Below are 19,785 nucleotides of genomic sequence, written 5' to 3'. Positions count from 1 at the left end.
CAGAAAATTGGTTTAAAGGAGTTTATTTGTTATGGCCACACAAGCACGTCATCAAGTAAAAAAGGTAAAAAAAGAAAAGCCGGAAAAGAAAAATCGCGGTCCAGTTAATATTTGGAAATGGATCAGTCTTATTTTAATTGGTTTGCTATTAGGTGGTGGGATTTTCTTAGGTTCCAAAATTTTCACACAACCGAATAATCAATTAGCAGCTGATGTTTCTCAAGCTGATGAACCTGTTTTTAATGTTGATTTAACCAAGCAACAAGCCAATCGAATCGTGGCTTATTCGTTGAAACATTATTTAAAAAATGACGAATTTCAGTATAGTTTCAAATTTACTGATCAAGCCGTTTTAGGCGGTAAATTTAAGTTTCTTGGTTCAACGGTGCCGTTTACGTTAAATCTAGATCCTTACGTCATGGAAAACGGTGATATTCAATTGAAGGCCGAATCGTTGTCAATTGGGGCTTTGCCAATTCCAATCAGCCAAGTAATGAGTTTCATTGGCAATGACTATAAAGTGCCTAACTGGATCAGTTTAGATACGAAGAAAGAAACAATCACTTTACATTTACGCAAATATAAAATGAAAAACGGCATGAGTGTGCGTGCCAATCAAATTGATCTTGATAAAAACCAGATCAATTTTAGCGTTTATCTACCAGAATAATGAAGTAAGAGGTTAACGAATGGAACTAAGACGAAGTTTTTATCAATTTTTAATGACTGAGCGCAATCCCAATAATCACAGTGAAGTTGCCGAGTTCGCAAATAATGCGTTTTATGACCATTCTTTTCCGAAACAAAGTAAAGATTACGATGAGATTTCTCGCTATTTAGAGTTGAATGGCGGTTATTTACCCAGTATGTTGATTTTTGATCAGGCTTACCAACTCTATTTGGATAGTGAGGCATAATAATGGCAACAAATAATGAGCATGACAATGAGGAACAACCGGTCACCAAGCCTGCAAAAAAGGTGAAAGAACCGGTTGGCAAGAAGAAAGTACCACGACGCAAACATTTCACCCGCTTGACCTATTGGTTTAGTCTGGTCATTGCGTTATTAGTTGGTTTGATTGTCGGGGTTTTAATTGTAACCGTACAAGTTCGTAAAAACTTAACGGCAACAGCAGAAACGCGACAAATTGATCAAGTTTATCAATTAATTCAAAAGAATTACTACACCAAAGTGAGCAAGAAGAAGCTGGCTAATGGCGCCATTTCCGGCATGCTAAAAAGTTTGAACGATCCTTTTTCTGAATATTTAGCTACTGAAGAGACCTCTAACTTGAATGAGTCGATTTCCGGTTCTTTTGAGGGAATTGGGGCGCAAGTTCAGAAGGATAGTGCTGGAATTAAGATTGTTTCGCCAATCAAGAATGCCCCAGCCGCTAAAGCTGGTTTGAAAGCCAACGACATTATTCTAGCCATTGATGGCCAATCAACCGCCCAAATGACCGTCAACGATGCTGTCAGCAAGATTCGTGGCAAAAAAGGTTCCAGTGTCCAGTTGAAAATTAAACGGGGCAGTAAAACTTTCACAGTTAAGGTAAAACGTGGGAAAGTTGATCAGGCCACAGTTAGCGGTACTTTGAGTAGCACTGATAAGAAAGTCGGTGTGATTCAAATTACAACGTTTGCTGAAAACACTGTTAGTGGCATGAAAAAGACGATCAAGTCGTTGCGTAAACAAGGTGCTGAAAGTTTCGTTCTTGACTTACGAGGCAATGGCGGTGGCTTAATGAATACGGCTTTAAACCTTTCCAGCATGTTCTTGCAGGATAAGAAAGTCATTATGCGCGTGGTCGATCGTGATCAAAACGAAACAGTTTATCGGGCCGGCAAGAAATATGACGATGGTTTTAAGGTCACCGAACCAGTCACCGTGATTGTTGATAGCGGCAGTGCTAGTGCTTCCGAGATTTTCACAGCGGCCTTACAGCAATCGGCTGGCGATAAAGTGGTTGGTACCCAGTCATTTGGTAAGGGGACTGTGCAAACGGTGATTCCTTTAAGTGAAAGTAGTGAAATGAAGTTTACGACTGCGAAATGGTTGACGCCGAATAAGACTTGGATCAACAAGGTGGGGATCACGCCGGATACGGTCGTTGATTATCCCGCAATTGCTAAATTGACCTTGATTTCTAATGATGCCACTTTGAAAAACGGTGATGTCAGTGACCAAGTGAAATTACTCCAAGAAAATTTGACGGCTTTAGGATACGCAGTCGATAATACGAAGGGTATTTTCGACGATAGTACGACGGCTGCCGTGAAACAGTTGCAAACTAAGGCTGGTTTAACTGCTAATGGCGAGTTTAACGAAGATACCTACACAGCATTATATGTGCAGGTCGCGGCTTACTTACAGGCTCATGATGAGATGATGAGTACGGCTGTGAAAACCAGTCAAGAAGCCCAGGCTAACACGCAGGCTTAAGAGATAAAACAATCAATAGATGTGACCCAAGTATGTTGATTGGCGCTGGCAATCGGCGCTAATAAATTGGGGCACATCTATTTTTTCGGGCAGCAGTCAACTTTGTCGCTCGACAATTAAAGCAACAATTAAAATCAAGGATGAATTTAGTTCGATTTTTTGGTAAGCTTTGGATGGTTAACTAATTTATTCTGCCAGTAATTAGTCGTTGACGTATTAAGGCTATTTTCAGAATAGTTAGTCGTTTAGAGACGCGGTTTTTAAATAGAAGAGGATGTTTTAAAATGAGTACAATTCAATGGTATCCCGGTCATATGGCCAAGGCAAAGCGGCAGATCCAAGAACAACTGAAATTAGTTGATGTCGTGATCGAGGTGGTCGATGCTCGCTTGCCAGAAAGTTCCCGCAATCCCGAGTTAAATCAATTAATTCAGCATAAAGATCATCTCATTATTTTGAACAAGTCGGATTTAGCAGATCCCCAAGCAACCAAGCAGTGGCTGCAGTTTTATCAAGGCGAAGGGCTAGCCTCACTGGCTTTAGATTCTCAACATGGGCAGCCTTTAAAACCAGTTTTGCGGGCAACTAAGCAGTTGTTAGCCCCTAAATTGGCACAACAAGCAGCCAAAGGGATTAGAGAAACCACCATTCGCGCCATGTGTGTGGGCATTCCCAACACTGGTAAATCAACATTCTTGAATCGAATGATTGGTAAAAATGTCGCTCAAGTCGGTAATCGACCAGGGGTTACACGTAAACAAAACTGGCTGAAAACGCAACAGAACTTTGCCATTTTGGATACCCCGGGGGTCTTGTGGCCTAAATTTGCCGACCAATTAATTGGCCAAAAGTTAGCTTTAACCGGCGCAATTAAGGAAGGACTGTATCACGAAGATGATATTGTCTTATTTGCGTTAGAATTTTATCAAGCTCAGTATCCCCAATTATTACAACAGCACTATCAGCTATCGGCTGAACAAATGGTCTTGGCACCAGTGGACTTGCTGATGGCGTTGACGAAAAAACTAGGCTTCCGCGATGAATACGAGCGAATGGTGACGCGCTTCTTATTAGATTATCGTAAGGGCAAATTAGGGCGGATTACGCTAGATCAAGTGCCGGCTACTTGGCAGGAGACGGTGCATGACTAAGAAAGTAATGCTACAGCCAGAAACGGTCAGTCAGGCATCGATTACTACCATCAAGGCTGCGCTAGCTGACCATCCTGATGAGGCTTTATTAGCTGCCGTCAAAGCTGATTCGCGGAAGGGCGTGCAACAGGCTCTGCGTCGCTATCGCAATTGGCAAACAGCTAAAGTTGAAATGAAGGCTGCTTTACAACGGAAATTGACTTTGGAACGGCAATTATGGCCCGAGTATCCTTTAATTGCAGGAATCGATGAGGTTGGTCGCGGACCTTTAGCTGGGCCAGTGGTCACTGCGGCAGTTATCTTACCTCATGATTTTCAGTTATTAGGTGTTGATGATTCGAAGCGACTGACTGCCCACCGCCGCGAGGAACTTTATCGAAAAATTTTGTCGGTGGCTATCGATATTAGTATTGGCGTAGGCGATGCGCAACTGATTGATCGGGAAAATATTTATCACGCCACAGAAATCGTGATGGCTCAAGCGGTTCAGGGATTACATTATCAACCCCAATTTTTGTTAGTCGATGCCATGACAGTTCCAGTGCCATTGCCACAGCGAAAATTAATCAAAGGTGATCAACAATCAGCTAGTATCGGCGCGGCCAGTATTGTGGCCAAGCAAGTTCGGGATCATTTAATGGTCATGTACGATCAAGTTTATCCGGGCTATGATTTTGCCGATAATGCTGGTTATGGCACGGCGAAACACTTAGCTGGCTTAGCAAAATTAGGCGTGACGCCAATTCATCGACGCAGTTTTGCGCCCGTCCAAGCTGCTTTAGCAAAATAAAATAATTCAAGAAAATCAGCTATTTTGGCGTACTTTAATAAGAGTAGGCAGGTAGGTGGTTTTTTTATGGATAAAAATTCAATTTTATTAGCGGCTAGCTTAAATTCGAAGTGGTCCTATCGGGAACAGTTGCAATTGGCCCGCTTATTACAAGATTATTCTGGGACGATCCCCAATAATTGGGCTCAGTTAAATTCTTGGTTGCAACAGCAGTGGTCGACGTTGTTATTGCCAGCAGAATTGCAATCACCGCAGTTTGTGGGCAATTACTTAACGGTGCTTGATCAAGATTATCCCTTGGCTTTGGCGGAGACTTATCAGCCACCGTTGCTCCTTTTTTATGCTGGTCACCGGGAGTTATTGGCGACACCTAAATTAGCGATTGTTGGTGCTCGTGAGTGTACCACGTATAGTCACGTTTGTTTGCGAAGGTTGATTCCGCAACTCGTGGACGCGAAAATTACCACGGTTAGTGGCTTGGCGGCGGGCGTCGATCAACTGGTTCATCAGGAAACCTTATTGGCTCATGGGGCAACGATTAGTGTGATTGGCACCGGCCTTGATGTTTATTATCCAACGCAAAATGAGTTGCTCCAGCAGTTAATTGGTCAACAGGGACTTTTGTTATCTGAATATCCACCAGCGACGCCACCGCGACGGTTTCATTTTCCACAACGTAACCGCATTATTGCTGGGTTAAGTGCTGGGGTTTTAGTCACCGAGGCTCGACAACGCAGCGGTTCTTTAATTACGGCTAATCTGGGCCTGCAAGAAAATCGCAATATTTATGCTTTGCCTGGTAGTTTGCTGTCACCCCTTTCCGAAGGGACAAATCAGTTATTACAAGCCGGGGCCACACCAGTTTTAAGTGCAATGGATATTATTCGTGACTTTAATGAAGTTAAAAAAATGCAGCCAAGTTGAGCTTGATGCAATCGGCTTTGAGACAGTACAATTAGTGGTTTGTGGCGGATTATGAACGAGGTCGACTGATTTCTAATCAACACGATTTTCGAACCGCTGATAAAAGTTCATGGTTGACAAGTGGCTAAAAACTAGCTTATGATTATTTCCGATTTGAGCACGGACTTTTTTAACGTGCCGACAAAGCCTATTAAGGTTAAGAATTAGTAGGAAAAGAAGGGAGTTTTTGCATGGCCACTAAAAATCTTGTCATCGTGGAATCACCAGCAAAAGCCAAAACAATCGAAAAATATCTCGGCCGTAATTATCACGTTGTTGCCAGTTTAGGCCATATTCGTGATTTACCTAAAAGCCAAATGGGGATTGATTTCGATCATGATTATCAGCCCAAGTATATTTCGATTCGTGGCAAGGGCGATGTCATTAAACAATTAAAGAGTGCCGCTAAAAAAGCTGATCATGTTTATCTGGCAGCCGATCCGGACCGTGAAGGTGAAGCAATTGCTTGGCACGTTTCGCATATTTTAGGATTAGATCCAACTGCTAATAATCGGGTTGTCTTTAATGAAATCACTAAGAATGCGGTTAAGGATGCTTTTAAAGAACCACGTAGTATTGATATGAACTTGGTTGATGCCCAACAAGCACGGCGGGTGTTAGACCGAATCGTTGGTTATTCAATCAGTCCAATTCTCTGGGCCAAAGTTAAAAAGGGCCTTAGTGCTGGCCGGGTGCAATCAGTTGCCCTTAAGCTAGTCATTGATCGCGAAAAAGAAATTAAAGCCTTTATTCCAGAAGAATATTGGAGTTTGGCGGCGGAATTTCAAAAAGGTCGCGGTAAGAAATTTGCCGGTAATTTCTATGGCCTTAATGGCAAAAAAGCGGCTTTACCTGACAATGCTGCTGTGCAAGCAGTGCTCAAGAAAATTGACAAGCAGCAACCATTTGCCATTACTAAAGTGACTAAGAAAGAACGGAAACGTTTCCCAGCAGCGCCATTCACTACGAGTTCACTGCAGCAGGAAGCCAACCGGCGCTTAAACTTTAAAACGCGTAAAACCATGATGATTGCGCAACAATTGTATGAAGGTATTAACTTAGGCAAAGAGGGAACCGTTGGGTTAATCACTTATATGCGGACCGATTCGACGCGGATCTCTTCAGTTGCTAAGCATGAAGCGGCGACCTTCTTACATGAGAGCAAAGATTTTGGTGAGCCATATGCAGCCACTAAACTGCATAAGACTAAGAATCCAGAAGGGGCTCAGGATGCCCATGAAGCGATTCGGCCTAGTTCGGTCATGCGGACACCAGAAAGTCTTAAAGAAATTCTTTCTCGCGATCAATTCCGTTTGTATCAGTTGATTTGGTCCCGGTTCTTGGCTAGTCAAATGACCCCAGCTATTTATGATACGGTAGCCGTTGAACTAGAACAAAATGGTGTTAATTATCGGGCCAATGGTTCACAAATGAAGTTTGCTGGTTTTACCAAGGTTTATCATGGTAGTACCGACGACCAAAAAGAAAATATCTTGCCCGAATTAGCAGTTGGCGATGAAGTGAAATTAACGAAGACTGATCCGCAACAACATTTCACTCAACCACCAGCTCGTTATTCTGAAGCTAGTTTGGTCAAGGCTTTGGAAGAAAATGGCGTTGGTCGCCCATCAACTTATGCGCCAACGATTGATACGATTCAAAAACGTTATTACGTCAAATTATCAGGCAAAAGCTTTGAACCGACAGAACTTGGCGAAATTGTGGATGAATTGATTGAGAAGTTCTTCCCAGATATTGTTAACATTGATTTCACTGCCAAACTGGAAGATGAGCTTGATGGCATCGAAGCTGGTAAAGGTGAGTGGGTCAAAGTTGTTGATCAATATTACCAACCATTCGCTAAAGAGCTTGATCAAGCTGAGCAGAAGATTGAAAAAGTGCAAATTAAAGATGAACCTGCTGGCTTTGACTGTGACATTTGTGGCGCGCCAATGGTCGTTAAAATGGGCCGTTTCGGGAAATTCTACGCTTGTAGCCGTTTCCCAGATTGTCGTAATACCAAGGCAATCGTTAAAGAAATCGGTGTTGTTTGTCCAAAATGTCAAAAAGGTCAGGTCTTAGAACGTAAGTCGAAGAAGAATCGGATTTTCTATGGCTGTTCTCGTTATCCTGACTGTGATTTTGTTTCTTGGGATAAGCCGGTTGGTCGTGATTGCCCAGTTTGTCAGCATTACTTAGTTGACAAAAAAGTTAAAGGTGGTCATCAGGTCCTATGTCCTAATGGCGATTACGAAGAACAATTACAAAAATAAAATAGTTAGCTGAGAAATGAGGAAAGATCGTGGAATCTTTTGTTAATGTTGTGGGAGCCGGCCTTGCAGGCAGTGAAGCGGCATGGCAAATTGCCAAGCGTGGCATTCCGGTACATTTGTACGAAATGCGGCCCGGTCAAAGTACGCCAGCACATCACACCAATGAATTTGCTGAATTAGTTTGTACCAATTCGTTAAGAGCCAACCAATTGACTAATGGTGCTGGCTTATTGAAAGAGGAAATGCGGCGCTTGGATTCGTTGATCATGACTGCCGCAGATCGTAGTGCAGTGCCAGCTGGTGGTGCGCTGGCGGTTGATCGGGATAAATTCTCAGGTTACGTTACGGCGCAATTGCGAGAACATCCACTGGTCACTGTGATTAATGAAGAATTAACTGATTTTCCAGCTGGACCAACAGTTATTGCCACTGGTCCATTAACAGCACCTGGTTTAGCAGACACCATTCAGGAACTGAACGGTGCAGAAGGGCTACATTTCTTCGATGCGGCGGCACCAATCATCACCAAAGAATCGATTGACTTTGATCAAGTCTATTTGAAGTCACGTTATGATAAAGGTGAAGCAGCTTATTTGAATTGTCCGATGGATGAAGCGACTTTCTTGGCTTTTCGTGAGGCTTTAGCAACGGCTGAAGCTGCGGAAGTTCATGATTTTGAAGATGATCAGGTTTTTGATGGCTGTATGCCAATCGAAGTGATGGCGCGTCGTGGTATTAAAACCATGATTTTTGGCCCGATGAAACCGGTGGGCTTAGAGAATCCGCGGACTGGCAAGCGTCCTTATGCCGTGGTTCAATTACGCCAGGATAATGCGGCTGGCAGTTTATATAACCTGGTTGGTTTTCAAACTCATTTGAAGTTTGGTGAACAACGCCGCGTTTTCCGAATGATTCCTGGTTTGGAGAATGCGGAAATTGTTCGTTATGGGGTGATGCATCGTAATACATTCATGAATTCCCCAGAAGTGCTTGAACCAACTTATCGCTCGCGTAAACGGTCTGATCTCTTTTTTGCTGGGCAAATGACCGGCGTTGAAGGTTATGTTGAAAGTGCTGCAAGTGGTTTGTTAGCCGGCATTAATGCCGCCCATTTATACCATGATCAGCCGCTAATGACAGCCCCAGCCACCACTTCAATGGGCTCAATGGCGCATTACATTACCCATGCTGACCGCAAACATTTCCAACCGATGAATGCGAACTTTGGCATTTTTCCTGAACTCAGCGAACATATCCGCGATAAAAAGGCTCGTAAAGAAGCCTATGCCCAACGAGCCTTACAGGATTTTGATCAGTTCGTCAGCAAAGTTAAAACTTTCGATTAATTGAACTATGTCGCTTCTTAGTTCAGAGCGGCAGGGGTCCAGCAATTTTTGGCGTGGAACATGGTTAGCATTGATTTGAGACTATTGCTAACGCGACAATCTCAGATACGAGTCTTGAAACTATAACATAGGTCTAAAACGGAACTAGTTCTGACTACATTGCGGGCTGCTTGTCGTGGAACGCGGCCGACACTGATCTGAGCCAATTACAGACCAAATTGTCTCAGATACAGGTCTTATTGTAAGTGCTAGAGCACTAACAATAATTTGGCGGCTGACGACAAGATCCCTCCATTCCGTCTGGAGTTAAGTCCGTGCACTTTATCTTTGCTAAGTTTTAAGGCGGTACTTGTAAGAGTTTGATAATCAGACGACTTATGTCACAGTTTGAATGAGAGAGCTGTCGCCAATTACTTCCACCACCAGATTAAGCTAACAAAACTGATCACCACTATTTGGCTGGACTAGATTGTGGTATTACAAAAACGATGTGACAATCTCTGTTGAGAAGAGAGTTGTCACATCGATTTTTTTGCTGTTTAACTGTTATTACGAACTGAATTGAGTTAATGAATCCCGCTAACCCTGACTTAAATACTAACAAATGTGAAATGTGCCATCTCAGCTCCAGACGGAATGGAGGGCGTGGTTGTCAGCCGCCAAATTTGTCTTATTGCTTTAGCAATTAGACAAAGGCTTGTATTTGAGATTGTTGCGGAGCAATAAGCTCAAATCAATGCCGGCCGCGTTCCACAACCAGCAAGCCCGCAATGGAGTCAGACTCGATTCTGTTTGAACACTTTCGCTAGATTTCAATGATTTAGAACTTGATTTGCGATTTGCTGCAACCAATTGTCGGTTGGCGGCACATCATTTATTTTTGAAACACCTTCCTCAACTATGTTAAAGTAGAGACATTGAGGTGGGTGTTTTTGTATGGCAGAACAAGCATGGGTCCGCCAGTTTGGCGAGTATTTGGTGGTTGAACGTCAGTATTCCGAATTAACGAAAACCGCTTATTTAGATGATATTCAAGATTTTACCAATTTTTTAAATGCCAATGGTGGCTTAGCCTCTTATCAAAAAGTTGGTCGCTTAGAAATCGAAACCTTTCTGGACGATTTGACGCAACGTAAGCTTGCGCGTGACACCATTAGTCGGAAAATATCAGCCTTAAGGTCCTTTTATCGTTATCTAGAAAACCATAAACTAGTAGAGCGTAATCCATTTACGCAAGTTGAAATAAAGGGCGCGCCTAAAGTTTTACCGCGGTTCTTTTATGAACAAGAAATGGCGGCTTTGTTTGAGGCAGTTCAGGGTGATAAAACACTGCAATTGCGGGATCGCGCCTTGTTGGAGTTGTTTTATGCCACCGGGATGCGGGTTAGTGAAGTCAGTGAGTTGACCCTGAATCAGATTGACTTTCAAACGCGGATCATTCTCGTTCACGGGAAAGGTAATAAAGATCGTTATGTGCCATTTGGCCACCATGCGCTGAATGCTTTAAATGATTATTTGCAAAAAGCGCGGCCGCAACTAATGGCTAAGCAACAAGCAACTCATGATTTTGTGTTTGTTAATCATTATGGCCAGCAACTAACCAGTCATGGGATTTCTTACATTTTAAAGCAAGTGATCAAACGTTCCAGTCTGCATAGTGATATTCATCCCCATATGTTGCGGCATACTTTTGCCACGCATTTGTTAAACCATGGTGCAGATTTGCGAACTGTTCAAGAGTTGCTAGGTCATGCGAGTCTCTCGACGACGCAGATTTATACTCATGTCACCATGCAGCATTTACAGGCGGACTATCGCCAGTATTTTCCCCGGGCAACTAGTGAAACTGAAGTACCAAGCAATAAAAATAAAAATTCTCAAGATAAAAAGGAGTAACTCATGACAACAATTGTTGCAGTTAAACACCAAGGCGAAATCGCCATTGCTGGTGATGGTCAAGTCACCATGGGCGAGAAGTATATTATGAAAGCTAGCGCTCATAAAGTGCGCCGGATTTTCGACGACCAAGTGATCATCGGTTTTGCCGGTGGTGTTGCCGATGCCTTCACACTATCTGATTGGTTTGAGAAAAAATTACGGACTTATGCAGGTGATTTACAGCGTTCTGCGGTTGAGTTAGCGCAAGACTGGCGTAAAGATCCCACTTTACAGAAATTAGAGGCGATGTTGATTGCCTTTGACCGCAAACAACTTTTACTGATTTCTGGGAATGGCGAAGTGATTGCCCCTGATGAAGACGTAATCGCGATTGGTTCTGGTGGTAATTTTGCCCAAGCTGCGGCAATTGCCATGACTCGCCAGGCTCCAGCCATGAAGGCCGTTGATATTGCCCATGAGGCGATTGACATTGCTGCTGGCATCGATATTTTTACGAACCACGAAATTATTACAGACCAGTTTTAAAGGAGTTAATTAAACGATGACTTTAGAGAAAACCCCACGCCAAATTGTGGCTGCTTTAGATGATTATGTGATTGGCCAGAATTCAGCCAAACGTGCTGTCGCTATTGCCTTGTACAATCGCTATCGCCGCCATCAATTGAATGCACAATTGCAAAAAGATATCACCCCCAAGAATTTACTGATGATCGGACCTACTGGGGTCGGTAAAACCGAAATTGCCCGACGTCTCGCAATGATCGTTGACGCACCTTTTGTCAAAGTCGAAGCCACGAAGTTCACCGAAGTTGGTTACGTGGGCCGCGACGTTGAAGCCATGGTTCGTGATTTAGCTGATGCGGCGGTGGCCATTGAAGAACGCATTGCTTATGATCAAGTTCGTGGTCAAGCTTTACGCGAAGCCAATAAAGAATTAATTCGGTTGTTGGCACCTGGTGAGAAGAAGCAAACTAAGCCAGCTAATAATGGCAATTGGATGCAAATGATGAACCAGTTAATGCAAGCACAGCCCAATCAAGATGAAGAACCAGAAACCGAACAAGTATCAGAAACCGTTCAGAATCAACGCATGGATTTGGCGGAAAAACTCAACCGTGGCTTATTAGAAAATCGCGAAGTGACCATTAAGGTGGCCGAATCGAAGAAAGCTAATCCAATGATGGATGCCATGGGTGGCATGGGCGTTGACATGAGTGAAATGCTGGGCCAATTAACACCTAGTCGTAAGGTGAAACGGACCTTACCAGTTAAGGAAGCGCGGGAAATCTTAATTCGCCAACATTCCGAAAAATTAATTGATCGGGAAAACTTACAAGAACGGGCCATTAAACGGGCTCAGGATGATGGCATTATTTTCATTGATGAAATTGATAAATTGTCATCGAAGAAACAGAATGGCTCTGGCGAAGTTTCTCGTGAAGGGGTACAACGGGATATTTTGCCAATCGTTGAAGGTTCTCAAGTAAATACCAAATATGGTCCTTTAGATACTAGCCATGTTTTATTCATTGGTTCTGGTGCCTTTGCCCAAACGAAACCTAGCGATTTGATCCCCGAACTACAAGGTCGTTTCCCAATTCGCGTTGAGTTAGATGACTTGAGTAAGGCTGACTTCATTCAAATCTTGACTGAACCACATACGGCTTTGATCAAACAATACATTGCTTTGGTCGGCGCTGATGGCGTTAAGTTGACGTTCACCCAAGAAGCAATTGAGAAGATTGCTGAAGTCGCTGATGATGTTAACAAGCGGACTGATAATATCGGAGCTCGGCGTTTAGCGACCATTCTGGAAAAGGTCTTGGAAGAAGTCTTATTTGATGGCCCCGACATGCAAATGGGTGAGATCATGATCACTGAGAAGTATGTGGCCGACCGCATTGATGCCATTGCCTCCAACCAAGATTTAACCAAGTATATTTTGTAAAAGCATGGCGAAATAATTAAATCAAACTAAAAAACATGACAAATCAGGAACGGACTGTTTGTCATGTTTTACATATTCTGTTATCGTGTTATCGTAATGAAGAAAAGCGTTGTCAGCATAAGTCGGTCACAGGGGGATTCACCTCAGGCCGTACGCTGACAAATACGGAGGTAAACTTAATGAACGTTAAACTTGAAAATGAATTTTATCAATTAACTGTCGCAACTAAGGGCGCAGAAATGCAAAGTCTGATCGATCAGCATTCAGGTGTTGAATACTTATGGCAAGCAGATCCTCAAGTCTGGGGCCGTCATGCGCCTAATTTATTCCCGATCGTTGGTAAATTGAAAGACGATCAATATACTTATCAAGGCAAAACTTACCACATGACCCAACATGGTTTCGCCCGTGATTTAGAATTCACTTTGGAACGGGAAACGGATCATAGTTTAACTTTCTTGTTAACTGATAATGCCGAAACTCGGGCGAAATATCCTTTTGCCTTTGAATTTCGGGTGAAATATTCATTGATCAATCGGTTACTGAATGTCACTTACTATGTTAATAATCCGAGTGAAACTGAGCCATTGATTTTTGGTGTTGGCGGGCATCCTGGTTTCCGTTTGCCAGTTGAAAGTGGCGTTGACTTTGCCGACTATTTCTTACGTTTCAAACCAAGTAAGAGCCGGATTCAGATCCCGTTAACCGCGACTGGCGTTGATTATGCGCACCGGACTTTGGCACCAACTGATGTTGATTGGCAAATCAATCATGAAGTTTTCGCAAATGATGCACTGATTTTCCAATTAAACGGCACCAATGAAGTTGAAATTCGTTCCGATAAATCAAAACACAGTATTAATTTAAAAACCAAAGATGCGCCGTTTGTCGGTGTTTGGTCAGCTTATCCCCAAACTGGCGACTATGTCTGCATTGAACCATGGTGGGGTATTGCTGATTTAACAGATAGTAATGGTGAGCTGACGGACAAGTTCGGCATGAACACCTTAGCACCACAGGAAAACTTCAAGGCTAAATATCAAATTAGCTTTTCGTAAAAATGATACTAATGGGAAAGATGATTAAGCAGAATGGTGTCTGACTTTGTTCCGGGCTGCTTGGCGTGGAACGCGGTCGGCATCAACTAGGGCGCGACGCTTGTGGAATTTTAAAGACAATAAAAAACAGGACCTGCTTCAGTCGGTGGTTGTTAAGACCTTGGTACTGAGCAGTGACCTGTTTTTGTTTGGTCATTTTTATATTTAAGCTATTTTTTCTTTTTCTGTTGGTGATAATACCAGCCAAATGGTACCAAGTTCTCGGTGCCTTGGCGAATCCGTTTAATATTGGCACGATGACGATAGAAAATAAAAATCGTCAATAATACCGCTGTTAAAGTCAGGAAAATATCATGATAATAAAACGAGAAAATCGTGATTAAAATCATTCCCAACATGCTGGCCATACTGACCATACTAGAAATCAGCATGATCAGAACAAAAGTACTGACCGCAATTACAAAAAATTGGGGATTATAAGCTAATAATACACCAGCACTAGTGGCGACTGCTTTACCACCAGAAAACTTAATAAAGATCGAAAAGGAATGGCCAAGAATAGCGGCTAAACCAAAGAGCAGAATAAAGTAATGTGGCAGTCCTAAATGAAACCAAACTGGTAAACTAGCGGCAACAGTACCTTTTAGAATATCTAAGGCCAGCACGCTCACCCCAGCAGTTCGGCCTAAAACTCGGAAAGTATTGGTCGTGCCGATGTTGCCACTGCCGAACTGGCGAATATCTTTCTTGAAAAAAATCTGGCCAACTACCACACCAGATGGGAAAGAGCCTAAAAGATATGCTAAAATAATTAAGACTGCAAATTTCAAAATGATTCCTCCGTCGTGCATTGCGAATTAATTTAGACGCGCTAAGCCTAAATTGATCAATCAGAATAATGGCACTAAGCCCTATTCTACAAAAATCTGCGGCGGTTGACAATCATTATTCAGATGCGTAACCTTAATAGGTAGAACATACGTTTGTAAAAATAAGGAATAAGCTTTTAAAAAAGTTTGTAAAGCGGTGCTGGCAATGATTAGCGGCACTGTTTCGCGTTGTCGGCTAATTTTTTAGCGACGACGGGGATTGAGAATGTTGGAGGTTCAAATGGTAGCCAAACAAAAATATGATGACAGTTCGATCCAGATTCTTGAGGGATTAGATGCTGTTCGTAAACGGCCGGGGATGTATATTGGTTCGACTGATGGTCGCGGTCTACATCACTTGGCTTATGAAATTATTGATAATGCCGTTGATGAAGCCATGGCTGGTTATGGGAAAGAAATTACGGTGACAATCAATCAAGATGGTAGTTTAACTGTGACTGACCATGGCCGCGGGATGCCAACGGGGATGCATGCCTCAGGTCGGCCCACGATTGAAGTTATTTTAACGATTTTGCATGCTGGTGGGAAGTTTACTGAGAACAACTATAAAACTTCCGGTGGCTTGCATGGGGTTGGGGCCTCAGTCGTTAATGCCTTATCTTCATGGCTGGAAGTGGAAGTTGTCCGTGATCACCGCCTATATCGAGAACGCTTTGTGAACGGTGGTCATCCTGAAGGCACTTTGAAAGAAATTGGTAAAAGTAAGCTTGCCTCAGGGACTAAAATTAGTTTCATGCCTGACCCAGCCATTTTTACAACCACTAAATTCAAATATGATACGTTGGTAGAACGACTCCGTGAGTCAGCTTTCTTGCTGAAGGGCGTCGCGATTACGATTGCTGATAAGCAAACTGATCAGTCGGAAACTTTTAAGTTTGATGATGGTCTGCAATCCTTTGTGCGCTATTTGAATGAAGACAAAGATACTTTGACTGATGTAATTAGCGTCGAAGGTGAAAAGGACGGCATGGAAATCGACTTTGCCGCCCAATACAACGACGGTTATTCTGAGAACATTATTTCCTTTGTCAATAATGTCCGGACTGCTGATGGTGGTAGCCATGAAACCGGGATGAAGTCTGGTTTAACGAGGGCCTTTAACGACTACGCGCGTAAGACTAATTTGCTGAAGGATAAAGATAAGAACCTTGAAGGTAGTGACGTTCGGGAAGGCATCAGTGCGGTTATTTCAGTGCGGATCCCCGAAGAAATCCTGGAGTTTGAAGGCCAGACTAAAGGACGCTTAGGCACGCCCCAAGCACGAACAGCCGTTGATAGCTTGATTTATGAGCAGTTCTCTTATTATTTATTGGAAAATGGTGACGTGGGCCAAATGCTGGTTCAAAAGGCCATCAAAGCTCGCGAAGCCCGCGATGCTGCTCGTAAAGCCCGTGATGAAAGTCGCAATGGCAAGAAGCGTAAACGTCATGAAGGCTTATTATCCGGGAAACTCACCCCAGCTCAATCACGAAACCCTAAGAAAAATGAGCTTTACTTAGTCGAAGGGGATTCTGCCGGTGGCTCAGCCAAACAAGGTCGAGATCGTCATTTCCAAGCGATTTTGCCATTACGAGGGAAAGTTTTAAATACCCAGAAGGCCAAGCTACAAGATATTATTAAAAACGAAGAAATCAATACGATGATTTACACGATTGGTGCTGGCGTTGGTGCTGACTTTAACTTGGCTGATGCTAATTATGACAAAATCATTATTATGACCGATGCCGACGATGATGGTGCTCATATTCAGATTCTGCTGTTGACTTTCTTCTACCGTTACATGCGGCCTTTAATCGAAGCTGGCAAAGTTTATATTGCCTTACCACCTCTTTATAAGGTGCAAAAAGGTCGTGGCGCTAAGAGTATTATTCGCTATGCTTGGACCGAAAATCAGTTAGCTAATGCGACCAAAGATTTGGGCCATGGCTATAGCCTGCAACGGTTTAAAGGTTTAGGTGAAATGAATGCCGACCAGCTGTGGGAAACCACCATGGATCCAGTCGCACGGACATTGATCCGGGTCAAAATCGAAGATGCCACTTTAGCAGAGAAACGTGTGACCACGTTAATGGGCGATAAAGTTGAGCCCCGGCGTCGTTGGATCGAAGACAATGTGAAGTTCACACTGGATGAAGAGGGTAGTATTTTGGATACCACGGCGGCTGAAGACGTGCAAGGTGATACGGGTACGCAAGATTTATTAAAGCAAGTTGAACAACATAAAGGTGTGTGATGAGTTTGGCTGAACAACCACAGAAAATTGAAGAACTCTCCATCGAAAAAGTGATGGGCGAACGGTTTAGCCGTTACTCGAAATACATTATTCAAGAACGGGCTTTACCAGATATTCGTGATGGACTGAAACCAGTGCAACGGCGAATTCTGTATGCCATGAATTTAGATGGCAATACGTATGACCATGAATTTCGTAAATCAGCGAAGTCAGTGGGGAATGTCATGGGTAACTTCCATCCCCATGGTGATAGTTCCATTTACGAATCCATGGTGCGAATGAGCCAGGATTGGAAATTACGAGCACCCTTAATTGAGATGCACGGGAATAATGGTTCCATGGATGGCGATCCGCCAGCAGCGATGCGGTATACTGAAGCGCGCTTAAGTAAGATTGCCGGGTTAATGCTCAAGGACATCGAAAAAGAAACTGTTAATATGGTATTGAATTTCGATGATACTAGCGAAGAGCCCACTGTTTTACCAGCCCATTTTCCGAACTTATTGGTCAATGGTTCCTCAGGAATTTCGGCTGGTTATGCCACTGAGATTCCACCGCATAATCTTGGCGAAGTCATTGACGCGGTGATTTATTTAATGAATCATCCCGAAGCCGAATTGGCAGATTTAATGAAGCTTGTGCCGGGACCAGATTTTCCTACTGGCGGGATCTTACAAGGTGTTGCTGGGGTTAAGGATGCTTATCAATCTGGCCGTGGTCGCGTGTATTTACGTTCCAAGACGGCAATTGAAACATTGCGTGGTCAGCGCGAACAAATTACCGTGACCGAATTACCGTATGAAGTGAACAAAGCGCTCTTGGTTAAGAAGATTGACGAGTTACGCGTGCTGAAAAAAGTCGACGGTATTTCGGAAGTGCGGGATGAAACCGACCGGACTGGTTTACGTATCGTGATTGAGTTGAAGCGAAATGCGGATGCCCAAGGGATTTTGAACTACCTATTCAAGAACACGGATTTGCAAATCTCTTATAACTTTAACATGGTGGCCATTGCCGACTTACGACCACAACAAATTGGCTTGCGTCAAGCGTTAGTCGCTTATTTAGCTCATCAACGGGACGTCTTAACTAAGCGGACTCAATTTGACCTTAAAAAGGCTCAAAAGCGGCAACACATCGTTGAAGGTTTGATTCGCGCTTTATCAATTTTGGATGAAGTAATTGCATTAATTCGGGGTAGTAAGAATAAGGGGGATGCCAAGAACAATTTAGTTGCTAAATATCAATTTAGTGAAGTTCAGGCTGAAGCCATTGTTTCTTTGCAATTGTACCGGTTAACCAATACGGATGTGACTGCTCTAGAAGCAGAACATCGGGAATTATCCAAAACAATTGCCACTTACCAGAAGATTTTGGCGGAACCCGCCGAGTTGGATCGGGTGATCAAGTCTGAATTACTAGCGATTAAGAAAGAATTTGCTAGTCCCCGGCGAACTAAAATCGAAGCCGAAGTTGCTAGCTTGGAAATTGATACCAGTGTCATGGTCACTTCTGAAGACGTGATGGTTCAAGTTAGTCATGATGGCTACTTCAAGCGCAGTAGCATTCGTTCTTTTCAAGCAACTGGTGCTAGTGATGATGGCTTGAAAGACGAGGATTATCCGATTTTTCAAGAGCAAGTGAATACCTTGGACCATTTGTACATCTTTACGAACTTAGGCCGATTGCTGTATCGGCCGGTTCATGAGTTGTTGGATGTGAAATGGAAGGATACTGGCCAGCATTTATCTCAGGATGTTGGACTAGCTAATGATGAGTCAGTTTTAGCCGTTTATCGCTTTAAAGATTTAGCTGCTGAACAAGGCAATTTCATCTTAACGACTTCCGATGGCTATATTAAACAGGTCAATTTCCAAAATCTATTGCCAGGTCGGACTTATCGAACTCGCTTACAAGCGGCGATCAGCTTGAAGAGTGAAGCGGCTCATGTTTTAAGTGTTGATTACTTATTACCTGAAACAGTGCCATTTGCTGAAGTCTTTGCCTTTTCACAGCGTGGCTTCGGCTTGCACTTTGCTTTAAGTGATGTTCCCGTTGTTGGGGCGAAAGCTGCCGGTGTTCGGGCCATCAGCTTGAAAGATCAAGATCTGGTCGTTAGCACCATTACCTTATCGCAACCGCAATTGGAACAAATGGCGGATGTGGCGATTCTGACGCAACGTGGTGCCTTTAAGAAAATGGCGCTAAGTGAGTTGCCGTTAAGTAATCGGGCTCGCCGTGGGCTGCTAGTTCTGCGCGAATTGAAGACCAAACCACATCGGATTGTGGCAGCCACTGCGATTGATCCGGCTCAACCACAATTATTGATTACCACTGATACTGGCGAGCAAGTGCCAGTACAAACCGCTGATTTATCAGTCAGCGACCGTTATTCAAACGGTAGCTTTGTCTTAGATCCAACTGATGCCGGGGCACCGATTTCCTTGGTGACCATGCCAGTTGAACCCGAGGCCACGGCTGACTAAACAATCAGAAATATAAATTAAGCCACGACCAACATCTCTTCAAAGGGGATGCTGTCGTGGCTTTTTATGATTTTTGCTAATCTAATACGTTAAGACCGCTGCGAGCCGCTTTAAACAGATTTGATCAAAGACTTAATTTGGTCAGCGGCTAGGAAAGTTGCTTATTGTAAAATGGCTGGTAATGTCAGCCCAAGTGACCTGGAAAGTCAGCAATGATTCAAAATTGTTGTAATACAACGTCTAAAATCTGTTATACCACATTTGAAAAAATAATAAATTATTTTGTGATAGCTTGCTCAAAAATG

The 19,785-nt window shown here is 43.2% G+C and carries 15 protein-coding genes; 14 read left to right on the top strand and 1 reads right to left on the bottom strand.

Annotated features, from left to right (window positions below):
* Positions 1–31 precede the first annotated feature (31 nt).
* From EKM82_RS01050 to EKM82_RS00995, 12 genes are all read left to right on the top strand, one after another.
* On the top strand, positions 32–670 hold the full coding sequence (locus EKM82_RS01050) for a YpmS family protein (protein WP_125766479.1): 639 nt from the start codon (positions 32–34) through the stop codon (positions 668–670).
* A 19-nt stretch (positions 671–689) separates the two neighbouring features.
* A complete protein-coding gene (locus tag EKM82_RS01045) occupies positions 690–917 on the top strand; it encodes a YozE family protein (RefSeq protein WP_125766478.1) in 228 nt (75 codons plus the stop codon).
* Positions 918–919: 2 nt separating this feature from the next.
* The gene (locus tag EKM82_RS01040; protein WP_125766477.1) at positions 920–2,443 is read left to right on the top strand and encodes a S41 family peptidase; all 1,524 of its coding nucleotides are present in this window, start codon (positions 920–922) and stop codon (positions 2,441–2,443) included.
* A 284-nt stretch (positions 2,444–2,727) separates the two neighbouring features.
* Positions 2,728–3,594 carry a ribosome biogenesis GTPase YlqF gene (gene ylqF / locus EKM82_RS01035; RefSeq protein WP_125766476.1) on the top strand — a complete coding sequence of 289 codons (867 nt, stop codon included), beginning with the start codon at positions 2,728–2,730 and terminating at the stop codon, positions 3,592–3,594.
* A complete protein-coding gene (locus tag EKM82_RS01030) occupies positions 3,587–4,384 on the top strand; it encodes a ribonuclease HII (RefSeq protein WP_404802882.1) in 798 nt (265 codons plus the stop codon). Before ylqF ends, EKM82_RS01030 begins: the two co-directional genes overlap by 8 nt.
* Positions 4,385–4,450: 66 nt before the next feature.
* Positions 4,451–5,308, top strand: coding sequence for a DNA-processing protein DprA (gene dprA / locus EKM82_RS01025; protein WP_125766475.1), 858 nt, complete (start codon positions 4,451–4,453; stop codon positions 5,306–5,308).
* Between the two features lie 230 nt (positions 5,309–5,538).
* Entirely contained in the window at positions 5,539–7,620 is a 2,082-nt protein-coding gene (gene topA / locus EKM82_RS01020) for a type I DNA topoisomerase (protein WP_125766474.1), read from the top strand.
* Between the two features lie 29 nt (positions 7,621–7,649).
* On the top strand, positions 7,650–8,966 hold the full coding sequence (trmFO, locus tag EKM82_RS01015; protein WP_225419627.1) for a methylenetetrahydrofolate--tRNA-(uracil(54)-C(5))-methyltransferase (FADH(2)-oxidizing) TrmFO: 1,317 nt from the start codon (positions 7,650–7,652) through the stop codon (positions 8,964–8,966).
* Positions 8,967–9,902: 936 nt separating this feature from the next.
* Complete coding sequence (gene xerC / locus EKM82_RS01010) at positions 9,903–10,862, top strand: tyrosine recombinase XerC (protein ID WP_125766472.1); 960 nt, start codon at positions 9,903–9,905, stop codon at positions 10,860–10,862.
* A gap of 3 nt (positions 10,863–10,865) precedes the next feature.
* The gene (gene hslV, locus EKM82_RS01005; RefSeq protein WP_125766471.1) at positions 10,866–11,390 is read left to right on the top strand and encodes an ATP-dependent protease subunit HslV; all 525 of its coding nucleotides are present in this window, start codon (positions 10,866–10,868) and stop codon (positions 11,388–11,390) included.
* A gap of 16 nt (positions 11,391–11,406) precedes the next feature.
* Complete coding sequence (gene hslU / locus EKM82_RS01000) at positions 11,407–12,813, top strand: ATP-dependent protease ATPase subunit HslU (protein WP_125766470.1); 1,407 nt, start codon at positions 11,407–11,409, stop codon at positions 12,811–12,813.
* A 179-nt stretch (positions 12,814–12,992) separates the two neighbouring features.
* Entirely contained in the window at positions 12,993–13,871 is an 879-nt protein-coding gene (locus EKM82_RS00995; protein ID WP_125766469.1) for an aldose 1-epimerase family protein, read from the top strand.
* Positions 13,872–14,080: 209 nt separating this feature from the next.
* Here the strand turns inward: EKM82_RS00995 and plsY are convergent, their stop codons facing one another.
* Positions 14,081–14,722 (bottom strand): glycerol-3-phosphate 1-O-acyltransferase PlsY, encoded by a 642-nt coding sequence (gene plsY / locus EKM82_RS00990; RefSeq protein WP_125766468.1) that lies wholly within the window; start codon positions 14,720–14,722, stop codon positions 14,081–14,083.
* Between the two features lie 259 nt (positions 14,723–14,981).
* Between plsY and parE the strand changes: the two genes are divergently transcribed.
* The gene (gene parE, locus EKM82_RS00985; protein ID WP_125766467.1) at positions 14,982–16,994 is read left to right on the top strand and encodes a DNA topoisomerase IV subunit B; all 2,013 of its coding nucleotides are present in this window, start codon (positions 14,982–14,984) and stop codon (positions 16,992–16,994) included.
* A 5-nt stretch (positions 16,995–16,999) separates the two neighbouring features.
* Complete coding sequence (gene parC, locus EKM82_RS00980) at positions 17,000–19,480, top strand: DNA topoisomerase IV subunit A (protein ID WP_225419626.1); 2,481 nt, start codon at positions 17,000–17,002, stop codon at positions 19,478–19,480.
* Positions 19,481–19,785 lie beyond the last annotated feature (305 nt).

This window comes from Lapidilactobacillus wuchangensis, from assembly GCF_003946645.1.
GTDB lineage: Bacteria > Bacillota > Bacilli > Lactobacillales > Lactobacillaceae > Lapidilactobacillus > Lapidilactobacillus wuchangensis.
Note: the sequence above shows the minus strand (reverse complement) of the source record. Positions and strands in the feature narration are given on the sequence as shown.